The 18,799-nt window shown below is 59.2% G+C and carries 18 protein-coding genes; 5 read left to right on the top strand and 13 right to left on the bottom strand.

The window, feature by feature from the left end; all coding sequences use genetic code 11:
• Positions 1-165 precede the first annotated feature (165 nt).
• Positions 166-405: a DUF3820 family protein gene (locus tag JOE39_RS25185; protein ID WP_080266311.1), complete on the top strand. Its 240-nt coding sequence runs from the start codon at positions 166-168 to the stop codon at positions 403-405.
• Positions 406-531: 126 nt separating this feature from the next.
• On the opposite strand, the gene JOE39_RS25180 is transcribed toward JOE39_RS25185, so the two are convergent.
• From JOE39_RS25180 to zwf, 3 genes are read right to left on the bottom strand one after another with little or no spacing between them, the layout of a single operon-like run.
• Positions 532-1,206, bottom strand: coding sequence for a bifunctional 4-hydroxy-2-oxoglutarate aldolase/2-dehydro-3-deoxy-phosphogluconate aldolase (locus JOE39_RS25180; RefSeq protein WP_004402926.1), 675 nt, complete (start codon positions 1,204-1,206; stop codon positions 532-534).
• A gap of 36 nt (positions 1,207-1,242) precedes the next feature.
• Positions 1,243-1,956, bottom strand: a complete 714-nt coding sequence (pgl, locus tag JOE39_RS25175; RefSeq protein ID WP_004418955.1) for a 6-phosphogluconolactonase — start codon at positions 1,954-1,956, stop codon at positions 1,243-1,245.
• Positions 1,943-3,412, bottom strand: a complete 1,470-nt coding sequence (gene zwf, locus JOE39_RS25170; RefSeq protein ID WP_003408964.1) for a glucose-6-phosphate dehydrogenase — start codon at positions 3,410-3,412, stop codon at positions 1,943-1,945. Before zwf ends, pgl begins: the two co-directional genes overlap by 14 nt.
• Before the next feature lie 218 nt (positions 3,413-3,630).
• On the opposite strand from zwf, the gene JOE39_RS25165 reads away from it, so the two are divergent.
• The gene (locus tag JOE39_RS25165; RefSeq protein WP_002552324.1) at positions 3,631-4,497 is read left to right on the top strand and encodes a MurR/RpiR family transcriptional regulator; all 867 of its coding nucleotides are present in this window, start codon (positions 3,631-3,633) and stop codon (positions 4,495-4,497) included.
• A 46-nt stretch (positions 4,498-4,543) separates the two neighbouring features.
• Here JOE39_RS25165 and JOE39_RS25160 read toward each other — a convergent pair whose 3' ends face one another.
• From JOE39_RS25160 to edd, 10 genes are all read right to left on the bottom strand, one after another.
• Entirely contained in the window at positions 4,544-5,419 is an 876-nt protein-coding gene (locus JOE39_RS25160; protein WP_004402921.1) for a D-hexose-6-phosphate mutarotase, read from the bottom strand.
• A gap of 109 nt (positions 5,420-5,528) precedes the next feature.
• Positions 5,529-6,890, bottom strand: coding sequence for a carbohydrate porin (locus tag JOE39_RS25155; protein WP_003314052.1), 1,362 nt, complete (start codon positions 6,888-6,890; stop codon positions 5,529-5,531).
• Between the two features lie 125 nt (positions 6,891-7,015).
• Positions 7,016-8,185, bottom strand: coding sequence for an ABC transporter ATP-binding protein (locus tag JOE39_RS25150; RefSeq protein ID WP_024683276.1), 1,170 nt, complete (start codon positions 8,183-8,185; stop codon positions 7,016-7,018).
• Between the two features lie 2 nt (positions 8,186-8,187).
• Positions 8,188-9,033, bottom strand: coding sequence for a carbohydrate ABC transporter permease (locus JOE39_RS25145; protein WP_003341827.1), 846 nt, complete (start codon positions 9,031-9,033; stop codon positions 8,188-8,190).
• Positions 9,026-9,934, bottom strand: a complete 909-nt coding sequence (locus tag JOE39_RS25140; RefSeq protein ID WP_003314048.1) for a sugar ABC transporter permease — start codon at positions 9,932-9,934, stop codon at positions 9,026-9,028. Before JOE39_RS25140 ends, JOE39_RS25145 begins: the two co-directional genes overlap by 8 nt.
• 104 nt (positions 9,935-10,038) lie before the next feature.
• Positions 10,039-11,325 carry an ABC transporter substrate-binding protein gene (locus tag JOE39_RS25135; RefSeq protein ID WP_032658711.1) on the bottom strand — a complete coding sequence of 429 codons (1,287 nt, stop codon included), beginning with the start codon at positions 11,323-11,325 and terminating at the stop codon, positions 10,039-10,041.
• Positions 11,326-11,494: 169 nt separating this feature from the next.
• Positions 11,495-12,901 (bottom strand): ATP-binding protein, encoded by a 1,407-nt coding sequence (locus JOE39_RS25130; protein ID WP_003421804.1) that lies wholly within the window; start codon positions 12,899-12,901, stop codon positions 11,495-11,497.
• 61 nt (positions 12,902-12,962) lie between these two features.
• Positions 12,963-13,700: a response regulator transcription factor gene (locus tag JOE39_RS25125; protein WP_003341820.1), complete on the bottom strand. Its 738-nt coding sequence runs from the start codon at positions 13,698-13,700 to the stop codon at positions 12,963-12,965.
• A gap of 50 nt (positions 13,701-13,750) precedes the next feature.
• Entirely contained in the window at positions 13,751-14,716 is a 966-nt protein-coding gene (locus tag JOE39_RS25120) for a glucokinase (RefSeq protein ID WP_024664474.1), read from the bottom strand.
• Positions 14,713-16,539, bottom strand: coding sequence for a phosphogluconate dehydratase (edd, locus tag JOE39_RS25115; RefSeq protein WP_003314043.1), 1,827 nt, complete (start codon positions 16,537-16,539; stop codon positions 14,713-14,715). Before edd ends, JOE39_RS25120 begins: the two co-directional genes overlap by 4 nt.
• Before the next feature lie 219 nt (positions 16,540-16,758).
• On the opposite strand from edd, the gene gap reads away from it, so the two are divergent.
• From gap to JOE39_RS25100, 3 genes are all read left to right on the top strand, one after another.
• Positions 16,759-17,760, top strand: coding sequence for a type I glyceraldehyde-3-phosphate dehydrogenase (gene gap, locus JOE39_RS25110; protein ID WP_003408944.1), 1,002 nt, complete (start codon positions 16,759-16,761; stop codon positions 17,758-17,760).
• 101 nt (positions 17,761-17,861) lie between these two features.
• Positions 17,862-18,320, top strand: coding sequence for a YbaN family protein (locus JOE39_RS25105; RefSeq protein ID WP_003314041.1), 459 nt, complete (start codon positions 17,862-17,864; stop codon positions 18,318-18,320).
• Between the two features lie 98 nt (positions 18,321-18,418).
• Positions 18,419-18,775 carry a DUF5064 family protein gene (locus JOE39_RS25100; protein ID WP_003341799.1) on the top strand — a complete coding sequence of 119 codons (357 nt, stop codon included), beginning with the start codon at positions 18,419-18,421 and terminating at the stop codon, positions 18,773-18,775.
• The last annotated feature ends 24 nt before the right edge of the window (positions 18,776-18,799 follow it).

Genomic DNA, 18,799 nt, shown 5'->3' with positions numbered 1-18,799 from the left:
TGCAGACACCGTGCCAGTTTTTGATATGAAAATAATTGTTTAAAATCAACATGTTACGAAATTTTCACAATTTACCGTTCGTGACTTCTGCATGATCGGCCGTTTGGCCTGCATGCAGAATGCACGTATCGTACGGGCTGAGAGAGAAACGCAGGCTTATCGCGAATGAATCCGGAAAAACTCAAGTTGCTCGTGACACAGGAAATGCCGTTCGGCAAATACAAGGGCCGGCTGATCGCTGATTTACCGGGGCATTACCTGAACTGGTTTGCGCGGGAAGGCTTTCCCAAAGGAGAGCTGGGAGGTTTGTTGGCGCTCATGCAGGAAATCGATCACAACGGCCTTGGCGCGCTATTGGACCCGCTGCGTACGCGTCCACGTCAGTCGTTCAAGGACAGAGGGTAAAAGCGAAGAGACGGTCCGGGGAGAAAAAAACGGTGCTCCGGACCAGGGAGCACCGAAAAGCCATACAACCAACAACAACTTCCTTGTCAGAATCAGCCGCAGGGGCTGACTCCGAAATCCTGAAAATCAGTCAAACAGCGCCATTGCCTGCGCAGTCGCTTCCTGGATACGCCCCCAGTCGCCATTCTTGACCCAGGCGTTATCGATCATCCAGGTGCCGCCCACGCACATGACGTTGGGCAGGGCCATGTAGCTCTTGAGGTTCTGCTCGTTGACACCGCCAGTAGGGCAGAAACGCACCTCATTGAACGGCCCGCCCAGGGCTTTGATCGCTGCCACACCACCACTGATCTCAGCCGGAAACAGCTTGAAGCGGCGATAGCCCATGGCGTAACCGATCATGATTTCCGAAGCGCTGCTGACGCCCGGCAACAGCGGCAAAGGGCTGTCGACCGCAGCTTGCAGCAGGTCTTGCGTGCTGCCAGGGGTGACGATGAACTGCGAACCGGCCGCCTCAGCGTCAGCCAGCATCTTGCGGTCCAGGATGGTTCCCGCGCCTACACACAACTCGGGGCGCTGTTCACGCAGGATACGAATGGCGCTCAGGCCGAACGCCGAGCGCAGGGTCACTTCCAGCGCAGTCATACCGCCAGCGGCCAGTGCATCGGCCAGCGGCAGTACGTCCTGGTCACGAGCGATGGTGATCACCGGCAGAATCTTCGCCTTGGCGCAGAGTTCGTCGATCTGGGCAATCTTGTTCGCCATGCTGGTCAGCGGCTGATTATTTTCATTCTGTGTCATGGCGACGGTTCCTTTGTTTGTGGGGCTTATCGGGGCTTATGGGCACCAGTAAATCTCGAGAGACGGGTTGAGAAAGGCACGTACCGGCATTTCGGCGAGGTCATCGCCTGCCAGCGCGGTGCGCAAGGTGTCGAGTTTGGCCTGACCGGACACCGACAAAATCGGCGAACGTGCCGACGCCAGCAGGCGACGGGTCAGGGTCAGGCGCTGGTGCGGCACGCTCGGTGCGAGCATGGGCAGGCAGCGGCGCTCACCTTGCAGGTCAAGGGCTTCGTTCAGATTCGGGCTGTTGGGGAACAGCGACGCGGTATGCCCGTCGTCGCCCATGCCCAGAATCAGTACATCGATGGGTGGCAGCTCGGCCAGTGCCTGATCGGCAGCCTGCGCGGCTTCCTCGACACTGCTCGCCACGCTGTACAGGCCGAGAAACTTCGCCTTCGCCACAGGCCCCTGCAACAAGTGGCGGTGCAACAGGCCGGCATTGCTGTCGGCATGTTCGGTCGGCACGAAGCGCTCGTCCGCCAGACTGATGACGACTTTCGACCACTCCAGCGGCTGTGCCGCCAGACGCTGGAAGAAGGCCACCGGGCTGCGTCCACCGGACACCACCAGCGTCGCCAGACCGTTCTTGCTGATCGCCTGCTTGAGGCGTTCGGCGACAGTTTCAGCCAGTGCATCGGCCAGTTGCTGCGCTGTGTCGAAATCGTGTGCTACCAGCCCTGCTGGCAGCTTGAGGTCACATGTCGCCATACCAGGATCTCCCGTCGCGAGTAATCAGGGCAATGGAGCTCATCGGCCCCCAGGTTCCGGCCGGGTAAGGCTTGGGCGCATCGCCCGCCTTCTTCCAGCCAGCGATCAACTGATCACACCATTGCCAGGCATACTCGATCTCATCTTTGCGGACAAACAGGTTCTGATTGCCACGCATGACTTCCAGCAACAACCGCTCATAAGCGTCGGGGACACGAGCACTGCGGTAGGTGTCGGAAAAATTCAGTTGCAAGGGACCGCTGCGCAGCTGCATGCCCTTGTCCAGGCCCTGATCCTTGGTCATCACCTGCAAGGAAATGCCTTCGTCAGGCTGCAGGCGGATGATCAGGCGGTTGCTGATCTGCAAACGCTGTTCAGGCGCGAAGATGTAGTGCGGCGGCTCTTTGAAATGGATCACGATCTGCGACAGCTTCTGCGGCATGCGTTTGCCGGTGCGCAGATAGAACGGCGTACCCGACCAGCGCCAGTTGCGGATGTCGGCGCGCAACGCGACGAAGGTTTCGGTATCGCTCTGGGTATTGGAGTTTTCTTCCTCCAGATAGCCAGGCACCGCCTTGCCTTCGCTGTAGCCGGAGGTGTACTGGCCGCGCACCACCTGGGTCGCCAGACGCTCCGGGGTAAACGGGGCCAGTGCCTTGAGCACCTTGACCTTCTCGTCACGGATACTGTCGGCAGACAGGTCGCTTGGCGGGTCCATGGCAATCAGGCAGAGCAGCTGCAGCAGGTGGTTCTGAATCATGTCACGCAGCTGGCCGGCCTGATCGAAGTAGCCCCAACGGCCCTCGATGCCGACCTTCTCGGCCACCGTGATCTCTACGTGCGAAATATGGTTCTGGTTCCACTGGGTTTCGAACAGGCTGTTGGCAAAGCGCAGAGCGATGAGGTTCTGTACCGTGTCCTTGCCCAGATAGTGGTCGATGCGATAAACGCGGTTTTCCGGGAAAAACTGCGCGACGGCGTCATTGACCCGGCGCGAAGAGGCCAGGTCGTGCCCTATGGGTTTTTCCAGTACGGCACGCGTGCGCTCGGCGAGGTTGACCGACGCGAGGTTCTCGCAGATAGCGCCGTAGACCGAGGCCGGTGTGGCGAAATAGGCGATCAGGGTTTCGGCATTGCCGACGCGCTCGGCAAGCGCGACGTAGTCCTCTGCCTTGAGGAAGTCGACATGCAGGTAGCTGAGGCGCGCCAGAAAGCGGCCCAGGTTGTCCGGCTCCAGTTCCGTTTCGGGAATGAAGCGGCGCATGGATTTTTCGATGTACGCCAGATGCGACTCTTCGTCGCCCGGTTCACGCGCCAGGGCAAGAATTTTTGTGTCTTCATGCAGCAGTCCAGCGCGATCAAGCTGATAAAGAGCCGGAAACAGCTTGCGTACCGCCAGGTCCCCCAGGGCACCAAACAGGGCAAATGTGCACGGTTCAACCGTAATCAAGGGCATAATGTTGGTTCTTTTATCAAGTTAGGCTACAAATACCTTTTTTAAAGGCGTTACTCAAGGCCATATGTAGTAATAACCACAACATTCTGCCTAAAAGCATATTCCAGTGGTGATCAACACAGGCCCTCAGTACGATAGGCCACCTTTGCTACAGGCTAAAGGGCTAATAAAAGCTCAAGGCAAAACCGTTGGTAAATCAGCCCCGACAAGGACTTTGAATGGACCGCGTAAGAAACCTCCTGGAGCAAATCCAGGGCCGACTCGACGAGCTGAACAAGGCCGAACGTAAAGTGGCCGAGGTCATCCTGCTCAACCCGCAGATGGCAACGCGGCTGAGCATTGCAGCGCTTGCCCAGGCCGCCAAGGTCAGCGAGCCGACGGTCAATCGCTTCTGCCGTTCGTTCAGTGTCAGCGGCTATCCGGAATTGAAGCTGCAACTGGCCCAGAGCCTGGCCAGCGGCGCAGCCTATGTCAGCCGTGCGGTGGAAGCGGATGATAATCCTGAGGCCTATACCCAGAAGATTTTCGGCAGTGCCATCGCGTCACTGGACAGCGCGTGCCAGCAATTGGACCCGGCCTTGATCAGCAAGTCTGTGGACATGCTCATTCAGGCGCGGCAGATCCATTTTTTCGGGCTGGGCGCCTCTGCGCCGGTGGCTCTGGATGCGCAGCATAAATTCTTCCGCTTCAATCTGGCGGTGACGGCGCATGCCGATGTGCTGATGCAGCGGATGATTGCGTCGGTGGCGCATACCGGCGAGTTGTTTGTGATCATTTCGTATACGGGGCGTACCCGTGAGTTGGTGGAGGTGGCGCGTATCGCGCGGGCCAACGGCGCGTCGGTGCTGGGGCTGACGGCAGCCGGTTCGCCGCTGGCTCAGGCCAGTACGGTGAGCCTGAACATTCCTCTGCCGGAAGATACGGATATTTATATGCCGATGACGTCGCGGATCATTCAGTTGACGGTGCTCGATGTGTTGGCAACGGGTATGACGTTGCGCCGCGGCGTCGATTTTCAGCCGCATTTGCGCAAGATCAAGGAAAGTCTGAATGACAGCCGTTATCCGATCGAGGATCAGGGCTGACTGGGTGTCGTTGACTATCGTGCCGACGCTCCGCGTCATCTGCAACTCACCCTGCCAGGCTGGCTTGCAGTTTGAGCTGCACCTGTTCTCCGGGCCGTAGGCTGAAGGTGTCGCCGGAGCCTGAGGCGGCTTCGACGCGGACGAAGCCTGTGGTCTCGCTGCCGCATACGCCGAGGAGTGGTCTGCTGCCGGGGTGCCAGACGACGGTGTTGGTGCTGTCGCCGGTGTCGATGTTGAGCCTGCGCTGCCAGATCGGGTCCTGGAGCTGTACGGCACCGGCGTGTTCGAATACGCGCTGGCAGGCGCCTGCCACGCGCAGTTCGCCTTGTTGCTGACACGCCTGTCGGCTGAGTTCGTCGTAACCCTGTGCGCCGTCGAGCCCCTCCAGTGCGACTTCAGCCACATCGCCGATCCGCCAATACGCGTGCAGCGCATGGCTGAAGTGACACGGTTCGCTGTCCTCGTGACACGTGCTCAGACGCAGTTCCATGCCCTGCCCCAGTTCGGCATGCAGATCGACCTGCCAGTCCCACAGTTGCAAGCGCCAGTGCAGGCTCACGCCTTCTTCGCATTCACTGCTGTCGATCAGCTTCCAGTCCAGCAAACGCCCCCAGCCGTGCGCCGGCCAGCCGCTCTCGCCGGGATGTCGGCCATACCAAGGCCAACAGACCGGCACGCCTCCACGAATGGCGCCCACCTGTGGCCACTGCGCGGCACACCATAGCCAGGGTTTCTGGCCTTGAGGCTGGAAATGCAGCAATTGCGCGCCTTGGCGACTGAATACGGCCTGACATTGCGGGTGGTCGATAACCAGTACATCGCGCAGTTGATGGCGCTCCCACTCAAAAGTAGGTCTGGCACGTCGGGATCGGAAGAAGCGTTGCAATGGATGTTCAGGCAGTTGCGCGTCGTGAGTGGTCATCGCCAATCGCGTCCCTGAAAAATAAAAGGATCAAGCCATAAAAAAACGGGCAGCCAGGCTGCCCGCAAAGCACACACGACCCTTGATCGCGTTACGCGTCAGTCAATACTCAGAACTTAGACTGGATCTTGATGCCCGCTACCAGCGCGTCATCAACCTGATCTACGCCACCAGGATGCTTGATGTACTGCAGGTTGGGACGCACGGTCAGCCAGTCGGTGACGTGGAAGCCGTAGTAGATTTCAGAGTTGTACTCAGTGCTCTGAACAGGCAGGAAGCCAGGGTTGTCGTAGTCGTTAATGCCACTGATCTGGTTGGCCAGACGCACGCGATCCTGCACATCGTCGTTGACGTGGATACGGGCGATACCGATACCGATGTCATCTTTCGGACGCGAGTTGAACGGGCCTTTGTAGGTCAGACCGATCTGCTGGTAGTTATCGACGAAGTTGGTTTCCTTGTCATGCACAGTGGCGTTGGCAAAGATGCTCAGGCCGCGCGAGGCGTCGCCGTCATGAGTGGTCAGTTGTTGCTGAGCCACGACCCACCAGCCATGCTTGCTGCTGTGCGACTTGAACGGTGCGCCAGTCAAAGCCTGCGGCTGACCGTTCACGTCTTCATAGACATCGTTGGCGTTCGGCGTGCTCTTGTAGTAACCGATACGGTACTCACCGGGCAACGAGTTGAAGGATGGAGTCCAGACCAGTTCGACCGGCAGAATCATGCCTTCGGTGCCACTGCCACTCAGCTTGAAGCCGTTGCCTGTTTCCAGGTTGGACGGGTTCTGCTCGTACACACCCACCTGGGCATAGACTTCAGGCGTGATGTTGTACTTGATGCGCAACGCCCACTGGCTGATTGGCCAGTTGTACCAGGTGCTTACGTAGTTACCGACCTGCGAGCCGCAGAACGACAGGTTCTGGAAGTCGCACGGGAAGCTGTTGAAGTCTTCGCCCGGACCGAAACGCCCGGCCTTGACGTCCAGCGCGCCGTCAAAGTACTTCTGCTTGATCCACATCTGCGTCAGGCGCCAGGTCTGACCACGGCCCCAGACTTCCTGGGAGGAGCTGAGTGTACCGGCGCGAGGATCGCCGATACGGTCATTGGAGATGTTGCGACCGCTACGTTCGGTGATTGCCAGCTTGAACTCTGCGTCTTGCCAGCCGAGAACCTTCTGCAAATCGACTTTCATGCCCAGCGCGAACTGGTCGCTGTAACGACCGGTGGTGTCGTCGTTGTAGCCGCCCTTGAGGTTGCTGGCCATCTCGGAAACGTATTCCAGCGAGAAGTCGTAACCCTTGTCCAGCAACTCGGTGCGCTTGCCACCCCAGTCACCCGTCATCCAGGGTGAATCTGCGGCAAATGGCTCGGCGGCGTGAACGCTGCCTGCCAGACCCATCGCACCCAACGCCGACAGCTTGCATACCAACTGGAGCCGGGAAAGCGATTTACCTTTGTTGATCTTCTTCATCCCATCAATCCTCGTTTTATTGTTATTAGCTTTGGTAAACGTGTTGCTTCATTCACTGCCCTGTGTTCGCTGGTCGGCCGCGCGTTTTGGCAGCCAACGGCCAGCCAGCGATACTCGTTGCTGAATCAATTTATCACTTGCGGCTCGACCGGTGACACATTGTTTTCCCGTTCGGCCGCCTGCCGCGCTCCCAGCACCCCGAGACGCTCACCGCTCTGGGCATCGAAAATCAGCACCCTGGCAGGATCGAACTGCAAGGTAAGGCTCTCGCCCACCTGCGGTGCGACATCCGGGGCAAGGCGACAGCAGACCTTGCTATGGTTGAGCGTGACGAACACCAGCGTATCCGGACCGGTCGGCTCGGTCACCTGGACCTCCGCGCGAATGGTCGGCAGCCCGGTCGATTCAGCGCCGGCCAGCATAATCTGTTCAGGGCGAATACCGAGAATGATTTCTCGATCTTCAAGGCCTGCATCGGACACGCCCACCGGCAGTTCGCAACGTGCCAGACCGCTGTCAAGCGCAGCGATCAACTGGCCATCCTTGCGTTGCAGGCGCAGCGGGATGAAATTCATCGGCGGTGAACCGATGAAACTGGCGACGAACAGGTTGGCCGGATCGGTGTAGATCTGCTTGGGCGTACCGAACTGCTGGACGATACCGTCCTTCATAACCGCCACTTTGTCACCCAGCGTCATGGCCTCGATCTGATCGTGGGTCACATAAACGGTGGTGGTTTTGAGGCGCTGATGCATCAGCTTCATTTCGGTACGCATCTCGACGCGCAACTTGGCATCGAGGTTGGACAGCGGCTCATCGAACAGGTAGATCTTCGGTCGACGTGCCAGGGCACGCCCCATCGCGACACGCTGCTGCTGCCCACCGGACATCTGCCCCGGCTTGCGATTGAGCAAGTGCTCGATCTGCAACAGCTTGGCAACGCGCGCCACTTCAGCGTCGATGTCGGCTTGCGGCATCTTGCGGATCTTCAGCCCGAACGCGATGTTTTCACGCACGCTCATGGTCGGATACAAGGCGTAGGACTGAAAGACCATCGCAATGTCACGGTCCTTGGGGCTGGTGCCGCTTACGTCCTGGCCGTCGATCAGAATCTCCCCGCCACTGATGCTTTCCAGACCGGCAATGCAGTTCATCAGGGTGGATTTACCGCAGCCCGATGGACCGACCAGGATCAGGAACTCGCCATCCTTGATCGACAGATCGATGTTCTTGAGTGTGTCCGGCAGGTTGCTGCCGTAGGTCTTGTTGACGTTGCGTAATTCGAGAGTCGCCATGATTACCCCTTGACCGCGCCGGCCGTGAGCCCACGCAGGAAATACTTGCCAGCCAGTACGTAGACCAGCAGTGTCGGCAGGCCGGCAATCATCGCCGCCGCCATGTCAACGTTGTATTCCTTGGCACCTGTGCTGGTGTTAACCAGATTGTTCAGAGCCACAGTGATCGGCTGAGAATCGCCGCTGGAGAACACAACGCCGAACAGGAAATCGTTCCAGATCTGGGTGAACTGCCAGATCAGGCAGACCATCACGATGGGCGTGGACATCGGCAGAATGATGCGCCCGAAGATGGTGAAGAAACCGGCACCGTCCAGTCGTGCAGCCTTGACCAGCGCGTCGGGAATGCTCACGTAGTAGTTACGGAAGAATAGCGTGGTAAATGCCAGCCCGTAGACCACATGAACAAACACCAGCCCGGTGGTCGTGTTGGCCAGGCCCATCTTGCCCAATGTGAAGGATGCCGGCAGCAGAACGGTCTGAAACGGCAGAAAGCAACCGAACAGCAACAGACCGAAGAACAGCTGCGAGCCCTTGAAGCGCCACATCGACAGCACGTAGCCATTGAGCGCGCCGATTGCGGTGGAGATGAGCACCGCAGGAACAGTGATTTTTATCGAGTTCCAGAAATAACCATCGACAAGGTCCCAGGCTTTTATCCAGCCGATTGCGGTCACTACGCTCGGCCAGCTCAACAGGTTGCCGGTGCCGATGTCGTCGGGGGTCTTGAAGCTGGTAAACAGCATCACCACCAGCGGCACAAGATAAATCAGACAGGCCAGCATCAGCACGGCGTAAATCAGAACACGACTGAAGCTGATGCCCGGTTTGCCAACATGACTAGTCATGGCGTTTGGTCCTCAGCTCGGAATACAGATACGGCACCAGAATCGCCAGGATCGCGCCGAGCATCAGAATCGCACTGGCAGAACCCATGCCCATCTGGCCGCGGCTAAAGGTGAACGAATACATGAACATTGCGGGCAGGTCGGATGAGTAACCGGGGCCACCGGCGGTCATCGCGGCTACCAGGTCGAAACTCTTGATCGCAATGTGCGCGAGAATCATCACGGCACTGAAGAACACCGGACGCAGGCTTGGCAGCACGACGCGCCAGTAGATCATCGGTAGACTCGCGCCATCCATCTGGGCCGCGCGAATGATCGACTGATCGACGCCACGCAGACCTGCCAGAAACAACGCCATGACGAAGCCGGAGGACTGCCAGACCGCCGCGATAACCAGGCAGTACACAACGCGGTCCTGGTCAATCAGCCAGTCGAAACGGAAACCTTCCCAGCCCCAGTCGCGCAACATCTTGTCCAGGCCCAGGCCTGGGTTGAGCAACCACTTCCAGGCAGTACCGGTGACGATCATCGACAGCGCCATCGGGTACAGGTAGATAGTACGAATCATGCCCTCGCGACGAATCCGCTGGTCCAGCAGGACGGCCAGCAGGACCCCGATCACCAGGCTGATTGCAATGAACATCCCGCCAAAGACCGCAAGGTTCTTGCTTGCCACCCACCAGCGATCGTTGTCCATGAGGCGCGCATATTGCGCCAGACCGACCCATTTATAGGAAGGCAGGAACGTCGAGTTGGTGAACGACAGTGCGAATGTCCAGAGGATATAGCCATAGAAACCCACCAGCACGATGAACATGCTGGGGGCCAGCACCAGTTTTGGTAGCCAGCGTTGCAGCGCATCCATTGGCGAGGCTTTGCTGTTCGCAGCGACAGAGCTCATCGGGAGTATCCCATGCGGTATATCGAATCCAGGCCGCAGCCGCAGGTGAAATCAACCATAGATTTCAACACTGCGGACGACGGTTAAAGGCGGTTAAGAACGAATTACTTGGCAGACTTGATCGCAGCGCCCAGCTTTTTGGCTGTTTCGGCCGGATCAGCTTTCGGGTCATTGATGTAGTTGGTCACCACATCGAAGAACTGGCCCTGCACTGCCAGCGTAGTTGCCATGTTGTGCGCCATGCTTGGCTGCAGACCACCGGTTTTCGAATCAGCCAGGAAGTCCTTCGCAGCGGTTTGTGCACACGAGTCGAAACCGTATTTGCTCATGTCGGACAGCATGTCTTCACGAACCGGGATCGAACCCTTGTTGATGCTGAAGACCTTCTGGAAGTCCTCGCCCATGGCGACCTTGGCCAGATCCTGCTGTGCGGCAGTCGTGCCCTTGTCTTTCTGCTTGAAGACGGCCAGCGAGTCGATGTTGTAGGTAAACGCCTTTTCGGTGCCCGGGAAGGCTACGCACTGGTAATCCTTGCCAGCGACCTTTTTGGCTGCGGTCCATTCACTCTTGGCCCAGTCACCCATGATCTGCATGCCGGCCTTGCCATTGATGACCTTGCCAGCTTCCTGGTTCCAGTCCTGGCCCTTGCCGTCGGCATCCATGTAGGTCGCGACTTTCTTGAGTTCGGTGAGCGACTTGACCATTTCTGGGCCGGTCAACGCGCCGTTGTCCAGATCGACCAGAGCCTTCTTGTAACCGTCAGCGCCCATGACCGAGAGCACGACAGCTTCAAAGACGGTGCTGTCCTGCCAAGGCTGGCCACCGTGGGCAAGCGGGATGAAGCCGGCTTTTTTCAGCTTGTCGCCTGCCGCGTAAAACTCTTCGAGCGTAGTCGGCGCCTTGTCGATACCGGCTTTCTTGAAGACTTCAGGGTTGATCCACAGCCAGTTGACGCGGTGAATGTTCACCGGAACTGCTACGTAATCACCATCGTATTTCACGGTGTCGGAGACTTTCTTGTCCAGCAGGGAATCCCACTTCTCGGACTTGGCGACCTCTTTCAGCGCATCGCTATCGAGCAGACCGGTAGAGGCCCACTCCTGGATATCCGGGCCTTTGATCTGGGCCACACCGGGAGGATTGCCAGCAACCGCACGGCTCTTGAGCACGGTCATGGCCGTGGAGCCGCCGCCGCCTGCAACGGCGCCGTCCTTCCAGGTAAAGCCGTCCTTTTCAACCTGAGCTTTCAGAACATCGACTGCAGCCTTTTCGCCACCCGACGTCCACCAGTGCACGACTTCTACGGTGCCTTTGGAATCAGCGGCGTTAGCGCTCAGAGGGAACAACGAAGCGAGAGAGATGACAACAGCGAGACGTGACATGGAATTCATCGAATTGACCTTTCTTGTTGTTATGCATGAGCAAGTCTGGTGCTTGCGCTTCGTGGGAGTCTAACCAAGCCTGACGCGGCAACAGTAACGAAGGGACGCGCGATTGTCACAGGATGGTGACAATTGAAATCCCTTCGCAATCTCTAGCCAAAAGCCACTGCCCAGCGCGTCATTCCGCAGTTCTCGGCAAGTACAAGGTTACCCGCAGCCCCCCGTCACGCAGGTTCTGCAGGCTGACTTCGCCGCCATGACTGTGGGCAATGTTGCGAGCGATGCCCAGGCCGAGACCGTAGCCCTGCTGCTGATTGCCTGCCAGACGGAAATGCGGTTCGAAAACGTGTTCGAGACGCTGCTCGGGAACGCCAGGACCTTCGTCATCGACATGCAGTACGAACGCCTGGGCATCGTCCTCGACTTTCAGATGCGCGCGATCACCGTATTTGAGCGCGTTATCGATCAGGTTGCCGATGCAGCGCTTGAGCGCCAGTGGTTTGCCTGAATAGGCAGCCTGAGCCTCACCCTGCTGCGTGACCCGCCCATTGCCGTCAGCACGCAGCCAGGGTTCGACCAGACATTCAAGCAGCGCGTTGAGGTCTACCGGCTCGATGTTTTCATGAATATCAGTGTCCTTGACGCACTGCAGCGCGCCTTTGACCAGCAGCTCCAGTTCATCCAGATCTCGACTGAATTTGCGTTGCAGTTGCTCATCCTCGAGCAGCTCGACCCGCAAGCGCAAACGGGTGATGGGCGTACGTAAATCATGGGAAATGGCACTGAACAACTGCCCCCGCTCGGTCAGGTAGCGACTGATCCGCGTGCGCATGGCATTGAACGCCCGGCTGACCTCGATGACTTCGCTGCCGCCGCCCTCGACCACAGGCTCGACATCCGCCCCCAGCGACATGTCTCGCGCGGCCCGCGCCAGACGCTTGAGCGGGCGGCTCTGCCAGTGCACCAGCAACCCGATGAACAACAGCAGAAATGCGCTGGTCAGGACAATGAACGACACCTGCTGCAGAGGCAGTTCCTGCTCCTCCAGCGAGGTGTAAGGCTCGGGCAGCAGCGAGGCGATGTAGAACCACTCGCCAGGCGCCATTTCGATTTGCGTGACCAGCACCGGCGGGTTCACTGGCTCGAGTGTCAGCGCGTAATGCGCCCACGAACGCGGCAGCTCATCGAGTTTGAGGCCGCTGTTGAAAATCCTCAGTTCCTCGGGCCGCGCGAACCATACGGTGATGTCCGGCCCACTACCCAGACGCTGGCGCAGCACCTCGCCCACCACGTCCAGCACCGCCTGCTTGCGAGGGGTGGGCTGCATGATCTGCATATCCAGCGGGTGATCGTTGAGTGACACCACGAACCGTGTGCCGCCCATACTGCGCAACTGGTCGAGCACCATGGGCCGGTAGGCCAGCGGCAATGAGCGAAAGTAGCTGACACTGGCCGCCATCGAGTACGCCAGGCTGCGCGCACTGGTCACCAGGCCTTCCATCTGCGTGGCACGCAGCTGTGACAGCCAGATCACGCTGGACAGCGCCTGAGCCAGCGAAACCGCCAGCAAGGTCAGCAGCAACATGCGCCCCAGCAACGAGCGCGGCAGCGGCAGGCCGGTTCTCTTCGCGACTGCCCCTGTCGGTTTAATAGCCGTTGCCCGCTTGCGAGTTGACGTTTGCGGCCAGCAGGTAACCACTGCCGCGAATGGTACGGATCAGACGCGGTGACTTGCCGGTGTCACGCAGACGCTGGCGCAGGCGGCTGACCGCCATGTCGACGATTCGCTCCAGCGGCATCAGCTCACGCCCACGCGTGGCGTTGCCAATGGTGTCACGGTCGAGTATCTGCTGCGGGTTGTCGAGAAACAGTTTGAGCAGTGCGAAGTCGGCGCCGGACAGAATCACCTCCTCGCCGTCACTGTGAAACAGCCGGTGGCTGACCATGTCCAGTCGCCACTCATCAAACAGGATCACGTCGCCACCCGGACGCTCCTGACCGAACTGGGCACGCCGCAACAGCGCCTTGATGCGGGCCTGAAGCTCACGCGGGCTGAATGGCTTGCCGAGGTAATCATCGGCCCCCAGCTCCAGACCGATGACCCGGTCGGCCTCGTCCGAACTGGCGGTCAACATGATGATCGGCACATGCGGCTGGCGCGGATGCTGGCGGATCCAGCGACACAGGCTGAAACCGTCTTCATCGGGCAGCATGACGTCAAGGATCAGCAGATCGCTCGGTTCGTCATTGAACGCCCGACGAAAATCCGCGCCATCGCCCACCGTACGCACCTGAAAACCGGCGCGGCTCAGGTAGGTGTCCAGCAACTCGCGAATTTCCTGATCGTCGTCCACCAACAGGATCGATTTACTGACTGGGCTCAAGTTGAAGCGTCCTTGTCTGGCTGTAAATTTTTGTTGTTATGCCATATCACTCAGATCTGCGCACCAAACGCCTGTTGCAGGGCCACGCCTGAACCCATGAGGCCCGGGTATTCGGCCGTGACCAGCCACACCGGCAGGCCGTTGAAATAGTCGCTCATGACGCCCTTCTCGGCCATGGCGCGCTTGAACCCGCTGTTGATGAAGAACTCAGTGAAGCGCGGCACCACGCCACCAACGATATAAACCCCGCCGAGGCTGCCCAGGGCCAGCACATGGTTGCCGACCACTCTGCCGAGAAACACGCAGAACTGTTCAAGCACCGCCGCAGCTACCGGGTCACCCGAGAGCGCAGCCGTGGTGATCGCCGCAGGTGATTTGAGCACCGGTTCGATGTCGTCCAGCGCGCAGCTGACCTGATACAGCAACAGCAAGCCCGCACCGCTGAGCACGACTTCGGCGCTGACATGCTCGTGCTCGGCCATCAGCCGTGTCCACAGCAGCGCCTCACGTGCGGTGCCGATGGGCAGATCGGCATGACCGCCCTCACCCGGCAACGCCATCCAGCGATTGCCTTCGAGTTTGATCAGCGTACCGACGCCCAGCCCGGTCCCCGGCCCCACCACCACGCGCGGCCGATCAGGCTTGCCGACACCGTGGCAGACCGTCAGGTATTCATCGTCCTTGAGCCGGGTCATGCCCAGCGCCATGGCGGTGAAGTCGTTGATCAGCAGCAGCTCATCGATCTGCAGGTCGGCGCAGAACGCCTTGCGGCTCAACTGCCAGTGGCTATTGGTGAACTGGAAAAAATCGCCATCGACCGGCCCGGCCACCGCCAGGCACACATGGCCGATATCACCGCGCTGCAGCTCCAGGTCCTGCAGATAGACTTCAATGGCCTTCTCCGGGCCCGCATAGTCAATGGTCGGGAACACCCGGACAGAATGCAGCGTGTCGTCTTCCCAAATGGCAAAACGTGCATTGGTACCGCCTATATCACCGACCAGGGCCAACTTCACTTAAGCGTCTCCAGACTAGAGGTAAAGGCGCTGGCGCCTTGCTCTGCGGAGCTGAAGGCCATGCGCATGAATCCAAAAAGCTCGCGACCGCAGCCGACACTGTTGTCGATCTGGTTGATGGCCGGTTCTCTGGCGGCCAATTCTGACGCTTCGACCAGAACTTGTAACGTGCCTTTTACACCATCCACGCGAATCACATCGCCATCGCGCACAAGAGCCAATGGGCCACCGTCAAACGCCTCCGGACAGACATGAATCGCCGCCGGGATCTTGCCCGACGCGCCCGACATGCGTCCATCGGTGACCAGCGCGACCTTGAACCCGCGGTCCTGAAGGACACCCAGAAACGGCGTCATCTTATGCAACTCGGGCATGCCGTTGCAGCGCGGCCCCTGGAAACGCATCACGGCGACGAAATCGCACTCCAGCTCGCCCGCCTTGAAGGCATCGGCCAGCTCTTTCTGATCCTGGAACACCTTGGCCGGCGCTTCGACAATCTGATGCTCCGGAGCCACGGCGGACACTTTCATCACGCCACGGCCCAGGTTGCCTTCCATGACCCGCAGACCACCTTCCGGCGAGAACGGACGGGCAACCGGGCGCAGGATATTTTCATCGAGGCTTTCGAGCGGCCCTTCACGCCAGACCAGTTTGCCGTCTTCCAGGAACGGCTCCTTGGTGTAACGGCTGAGGCCGTAACCGGCCACGGTGTTGACGTTTTCGTGCAGCAGACCGGCAGCCAACAGCTCGCGAATCAGGAACGACATGCCGCCTGCCGCCTGGAAGTGGTTGATATCGGCCTTACCGTTGGGGTAGACGTGACTCAGGGTCGGCACCACTTCCGACAGGTCGGCCATGTCCTGCCAGGTCAGTTGAATGCCCGCAGCCTGGGCAATGGCCGGCATGTGCAGCGTGTGGTTGGTCGAGCCGCCTGTCGCATGCAGCGCAACGATGGAATTGACCAGCGAGCGCTCGTCGACGATCTCGCCGATCGGCATGAAGCTGCCACTCTGCATGGTCAGACGCGTCACCTGGCGAGCCGCTTCGACGGTCAGTGCGTCACGCAAGGGTGTGTAGGGATTGACGAATGATGCACCCGGAAGGTGCATACCCATCACTTCCATCACCAACTGGTTGGTGTTGGCGGTGCCGTAGAAAGTGCAGGTTCCCGGACCGTGATACGACTTCATTTCCGAGTCGAGCAACTCTTCACGGGTGGCCTTGCCTTCCGCATACTTCTGCCGTACGTCGGCTTTTTCCTTGTTGGAGATGCCTGAAACCATCGGTCCGCCTGGCACGAAAATGGTCGGCAGATGACCGAACCGCAACGCGCCCATCATCAGGCCGGGCACGATCTTGTCGCAGATGCCCAGCATCATCGCGGCGTCGAACATGTTGTGCGACAGGGCAACCGCGGTAGACATTGCAATCACTTCACGGCTGGCAATGGCCAGCTCCATGCCCGGCTCGCCCTGGGTCACGCCATCGCACATGGCCGGCACACCGCCGGCAAACTGACCGACCGAACCAATGTCACGTAAAGCCTGTTTGATCTGGTTTGGGAAGTGTTCGTAGGGCTGATGCGCCGAGAGCATCTCGTTGTAGGAAGAGACGATGGCCACGTTGGCGGCGTTCATCAGACGCAGGCTTTGCTTGTCTTCCGGGCCGCAGGCAGCGACGCCGTGGGCAAAGTTGGCGCATTGGAGCTTGCCGCGCATCGGGCCATCGCTCGCTGCGCCGCGAATCAATTGAAGGTAGCGCTGACGGGTATCGCGACTGCGGGCGATGAGACGCTCGGTTACTTCAAGGACGCGGGGATGCATGTGATGAACTCCAGGCTAACGTCTAAGGTCACCCGTAAAGACGGCTCCGGTTTTCGAGCAGTGACTGCCAGGGAGCAAAACCCTGATCTCGATCAACTGGGAGTGCCTTTCAGGCTTGTAGTTGTAGATAAAACAAAATATTGCCACTAAAAAGGCTTGTTTTCTATTTCTATGAGAATAATCTTGTAATTCCAACAACAAATTCAGAAGGACGGCTGTATGACTCTTCGTATCGCAATCAACGGTTTTGGCCGAATCGGCCGCAACGTCCTACGCGCACTGTATACCCAAGGCTACCGTCAGGACCTGCAGGTCGTCGCCATCAACGATCTTGGCGACAGCGAAATGAACGCACACCTGCTGCGCTTCGACACCGTACACGGCCCTTTCAGCGGCACGGTCGAGTGTGACAAGGACAGCCTGACCGTCAATGGTGACCGTATTTCGGTCAGTGCCATCCGCAATCCGGCCGAGCTGCCGTGGAAAGCGCAGGACATCGACGTGGTGTTCGAATGCACCGGTCTGTTCACCAGCCGCGACAAGGCTGCTGCGCACCTCACCGCTGGCGCCCGCAAGGTGATTATCTCCGCGCCAGCCAGCGGTGCCGATGCCACCATCGTCTATGGTGTCAACCACGACACGCTGCGCCAATCGCACCAGATCATCTCCAGCGCCTCGTGCACCACCAACTGCCTGGCCCCGGTCGCTCAAGTGCTGCATCGCGAATTGGGTATCGAAAACGGCCTGATGACCACCATTCATGCCTACACCAACGACCAGAACCTGATCGATGTCTATCACACCGATCCGTACCGCGCCCGCTCGGCCACGCAGTCGATGATCCCGAGCAAGACCGGCGCTGCAGAAGCGGTAGGTCTGGTGCTGCCGGAGCTGGCAGGCAAACTGACCGGCATGGCTGTGCGTGTACCGGTCATCAACGTTTCGCTGGTCGACCTGACCGTGACCCTGAAGCGCGAAACCACCGTCGATGAAGTCAACGCGCTGATGAAAGAAGCCAGTCAGCACTCCAAAGTGCTCGGTTACAACACGCTGCCCCTGGTCTCCCACGACTTCAACCACAACCCGCTGTCGTCGATCTTCGACGCCAACCACACCAAGGTCAGCGGCAAGCTGCTCAAGGTACTGTCGTGGTACGACAACGAATGGGCGTTCTCCAATCGCATGCTCGACAACTGCCTGGCACTGCATAACGCGCAGTAACGGCGCAACTGCGCTGGAGCATGTGGCGCGAGAGATGACGCTCGCGACCATGCTCAGCGCATGGCAGATCGATGCACTGCGGTCGGTAAAACTGTGCAGGCATGAAAAAGCGCCCGGTGCTGTTAAGCTGGCCGGGCTCCCCGAACCTGCCTGTAGAGACCATGACGTACAAACCACCCGGTTCAAGACTTTCACGCCTTTTATACGGCATCCTCGCCTATACCGCGTTGGGCATAGGCATCGTTGCGATCTTCGTTCCCGGCCTGCCAACCACCGAGTTCATTCTGCTGGCTGCCTGGGCGGCAACACGCAGTTCGCCGCGGCTGAACGCCTGGCTGGAAAACCACCGGGTGTTCGGGCCGATACTGCACAACTGGCGTAACGGCCGACTGGTCGCGCGCAAGGCCAAGATCAGCGCAACCATCAGCATGCTTGTCTGTGCCGTGGTGATGCTGAGCCTGATCGGTCATGCCTGGTGGCTGTACCTGGCACTCACGGGGATGGCGCTGGGCAATCTATGGATCTGGTCGAGGCCGGAACCGGACAAGATCGACCGTTGAGCGCAGGCATACGGTGCGCGGCACCCTGCGCAAGGCTGAACCGTACGGTCGCGGTCAGTGTCTGACTGAGCACACTCACCCCTTGATGGAGTCACTTCATGTACGAGCCAGGCCATCTGCACCTCACCCACGTGGCGCTCCAACCGTCGGATATCAGCTATGACATCCACTTGCGCTACAACGTGGAGGAAGATCCCAAACAAGGCACGTCCATGCACTTCACCATGCAGGGCGAAATCAATGGCAAGTCGTTTGAAGAGCAATTCCAGCTTCCCCGTGACCTTGCCTTCAACTTCGCCCACGACGCGAGTCGCATCGCGATAAGGCACGGCTTGCCCAACTCGGCCGCACTGCCCATCGCCCAGCACAAGGACTACGACCGAATGTTCGCGGACATTCGCGACAAACTCCACGCCAAGTCAGGCGACCCGGTGAAGCCGGAGCATCTGGAGTAAGCCAGCGCTGTCGAGGCCGGAGAA

This window comes from Pseudomonas sp. PvP100 (assembly GCF_017833055.1).
GTDB classification, from domain to species: Bacteria; Pseudomonadota; Gammaproteobacteria; order Pseudomonadales; family Pseudomonadaceae; genus Aquipseudomonas; species Aquipseudomonas syringae.
Note: the sequence above shows the minus strand (reverse complement) of the source record. Positions and strands in the feature narration are given on the sequence as shown.

Excerpts from the sequence above, each read along its gene's own strand:
- JOE39_RS25185 (WP_080266311.1), top strand. The coding sequence starts at position 166 with ATGAATCCGGAAAAACTCAAGTTGCTCGTGACACAGGAAATGCCGTTC.
- JOE39_RS25180 (WP_004402926.1), bottom strand. The coding sequence starts at position 1,206 with ATGACACAGAATGAAAATAATCAGCCGCTGACCAGCATGGCGAACAAG.
- pgl (WP_004418955.1), bottom strand. The coding sequence starts at position 1,956 with ATGGCGACATGTGACCTCAAGCTGCCAGCAGGGCTGGTAGCACACGAT.
- zwf (WP_003408964.1), bottom strand. The coding sequence starts at position 3,412 with ATGCCCTTGATTACGGTTGAACCGTGCACATTTGCCCTGTTTGGTGCC.
- JOE39_RS25165 (WP_002552324.1), top strand. The coding sequence starts at position 3,631 with ATGGACCGCGTAAGAAACCTCCTGGAGCAAATCCAGGGCCGACTCGAC.
- JOE39_RS25160 (WP_004402921.1), bottom strand. The coding sequence starts at position 5,419 with ATGACCACTCACGACGCGCAACTGCCTGAACATCCATTGCAACGCTTC.
- JOE39_RS25155 (WP_003314052.1), bottom strand. The coding sequence starts at position 6,890 with ATGAAGAAGATCAACAAAGGTAAATCGCTTTCCCGGCTCCAGTTGGTA.
- JOE39_RS25150 (WP_024683276.1), bottom strand. The coding sequence starts at position 8,185 with ATGGCGACTCTCGAATTACGCAACGTCAACAAGACCTACGGCAGCAAC.
- JOE39_RS25145 (WP_003341827.1), bottom strand. The coding sequence starts at position 9,033 with ATGACTAGTCATGTTGGCAAACCGGGCATCAGCTTCAGTCGTGTTCTG.
- JOE39_RS25140 (WP_003314048.1), bottom strand. The coding sequence starts at position 9,934 with ATGAGCTCTGTCGCTGCGAACAGCAAAGCCTCGCCAATGGATGCGCTG.
- JOE39_RS25135 (WP_032658711.1), bottom strand. The coding sequence starts at position 11,325 with ATGAATTCCATGTCACGTCTCGCTGTTGTCATCTCTCTCGCTTCGTTG.
- JOE39_RS25130 (WP_003421804.1), bottom strand. The coding sequence starts at position 12,901 with ATGTTGCTGCTGACCTTGCTGGCGGTTTCGCTGGCTCAGGCGCTGTCC.
- edd (WP_003314043.1), bottom strand. The coding sequence starts at position 16,539 with ATGCATCCCCGCGTCCTTGAAGTAACCGAGCGTCTCATCGCCCGCAGT.
- gap (WP_003408944.1), top strand. The coding sequence starts at position 16,759 with ATGACTCTTCGTATCGCAATCAACGGTTTTGGCCGAATCGGCCGCAAC.
- JOE39_RS25105 (WP_003314041.1), top strand. The coding sequence starts at position 17,862 with ATGAAAAAGCGCCCGGTGCTGTTAAGCTGGCCGGGCTCCCCGAACCTG.
- JOE39_RS25100 (WP_003341799.1), top strand. The coding sequence starts at position 18,419 with ATGTACGAGCCAGGCCATCTGCACCTCACCCACGTGGCGCTCCAACCG.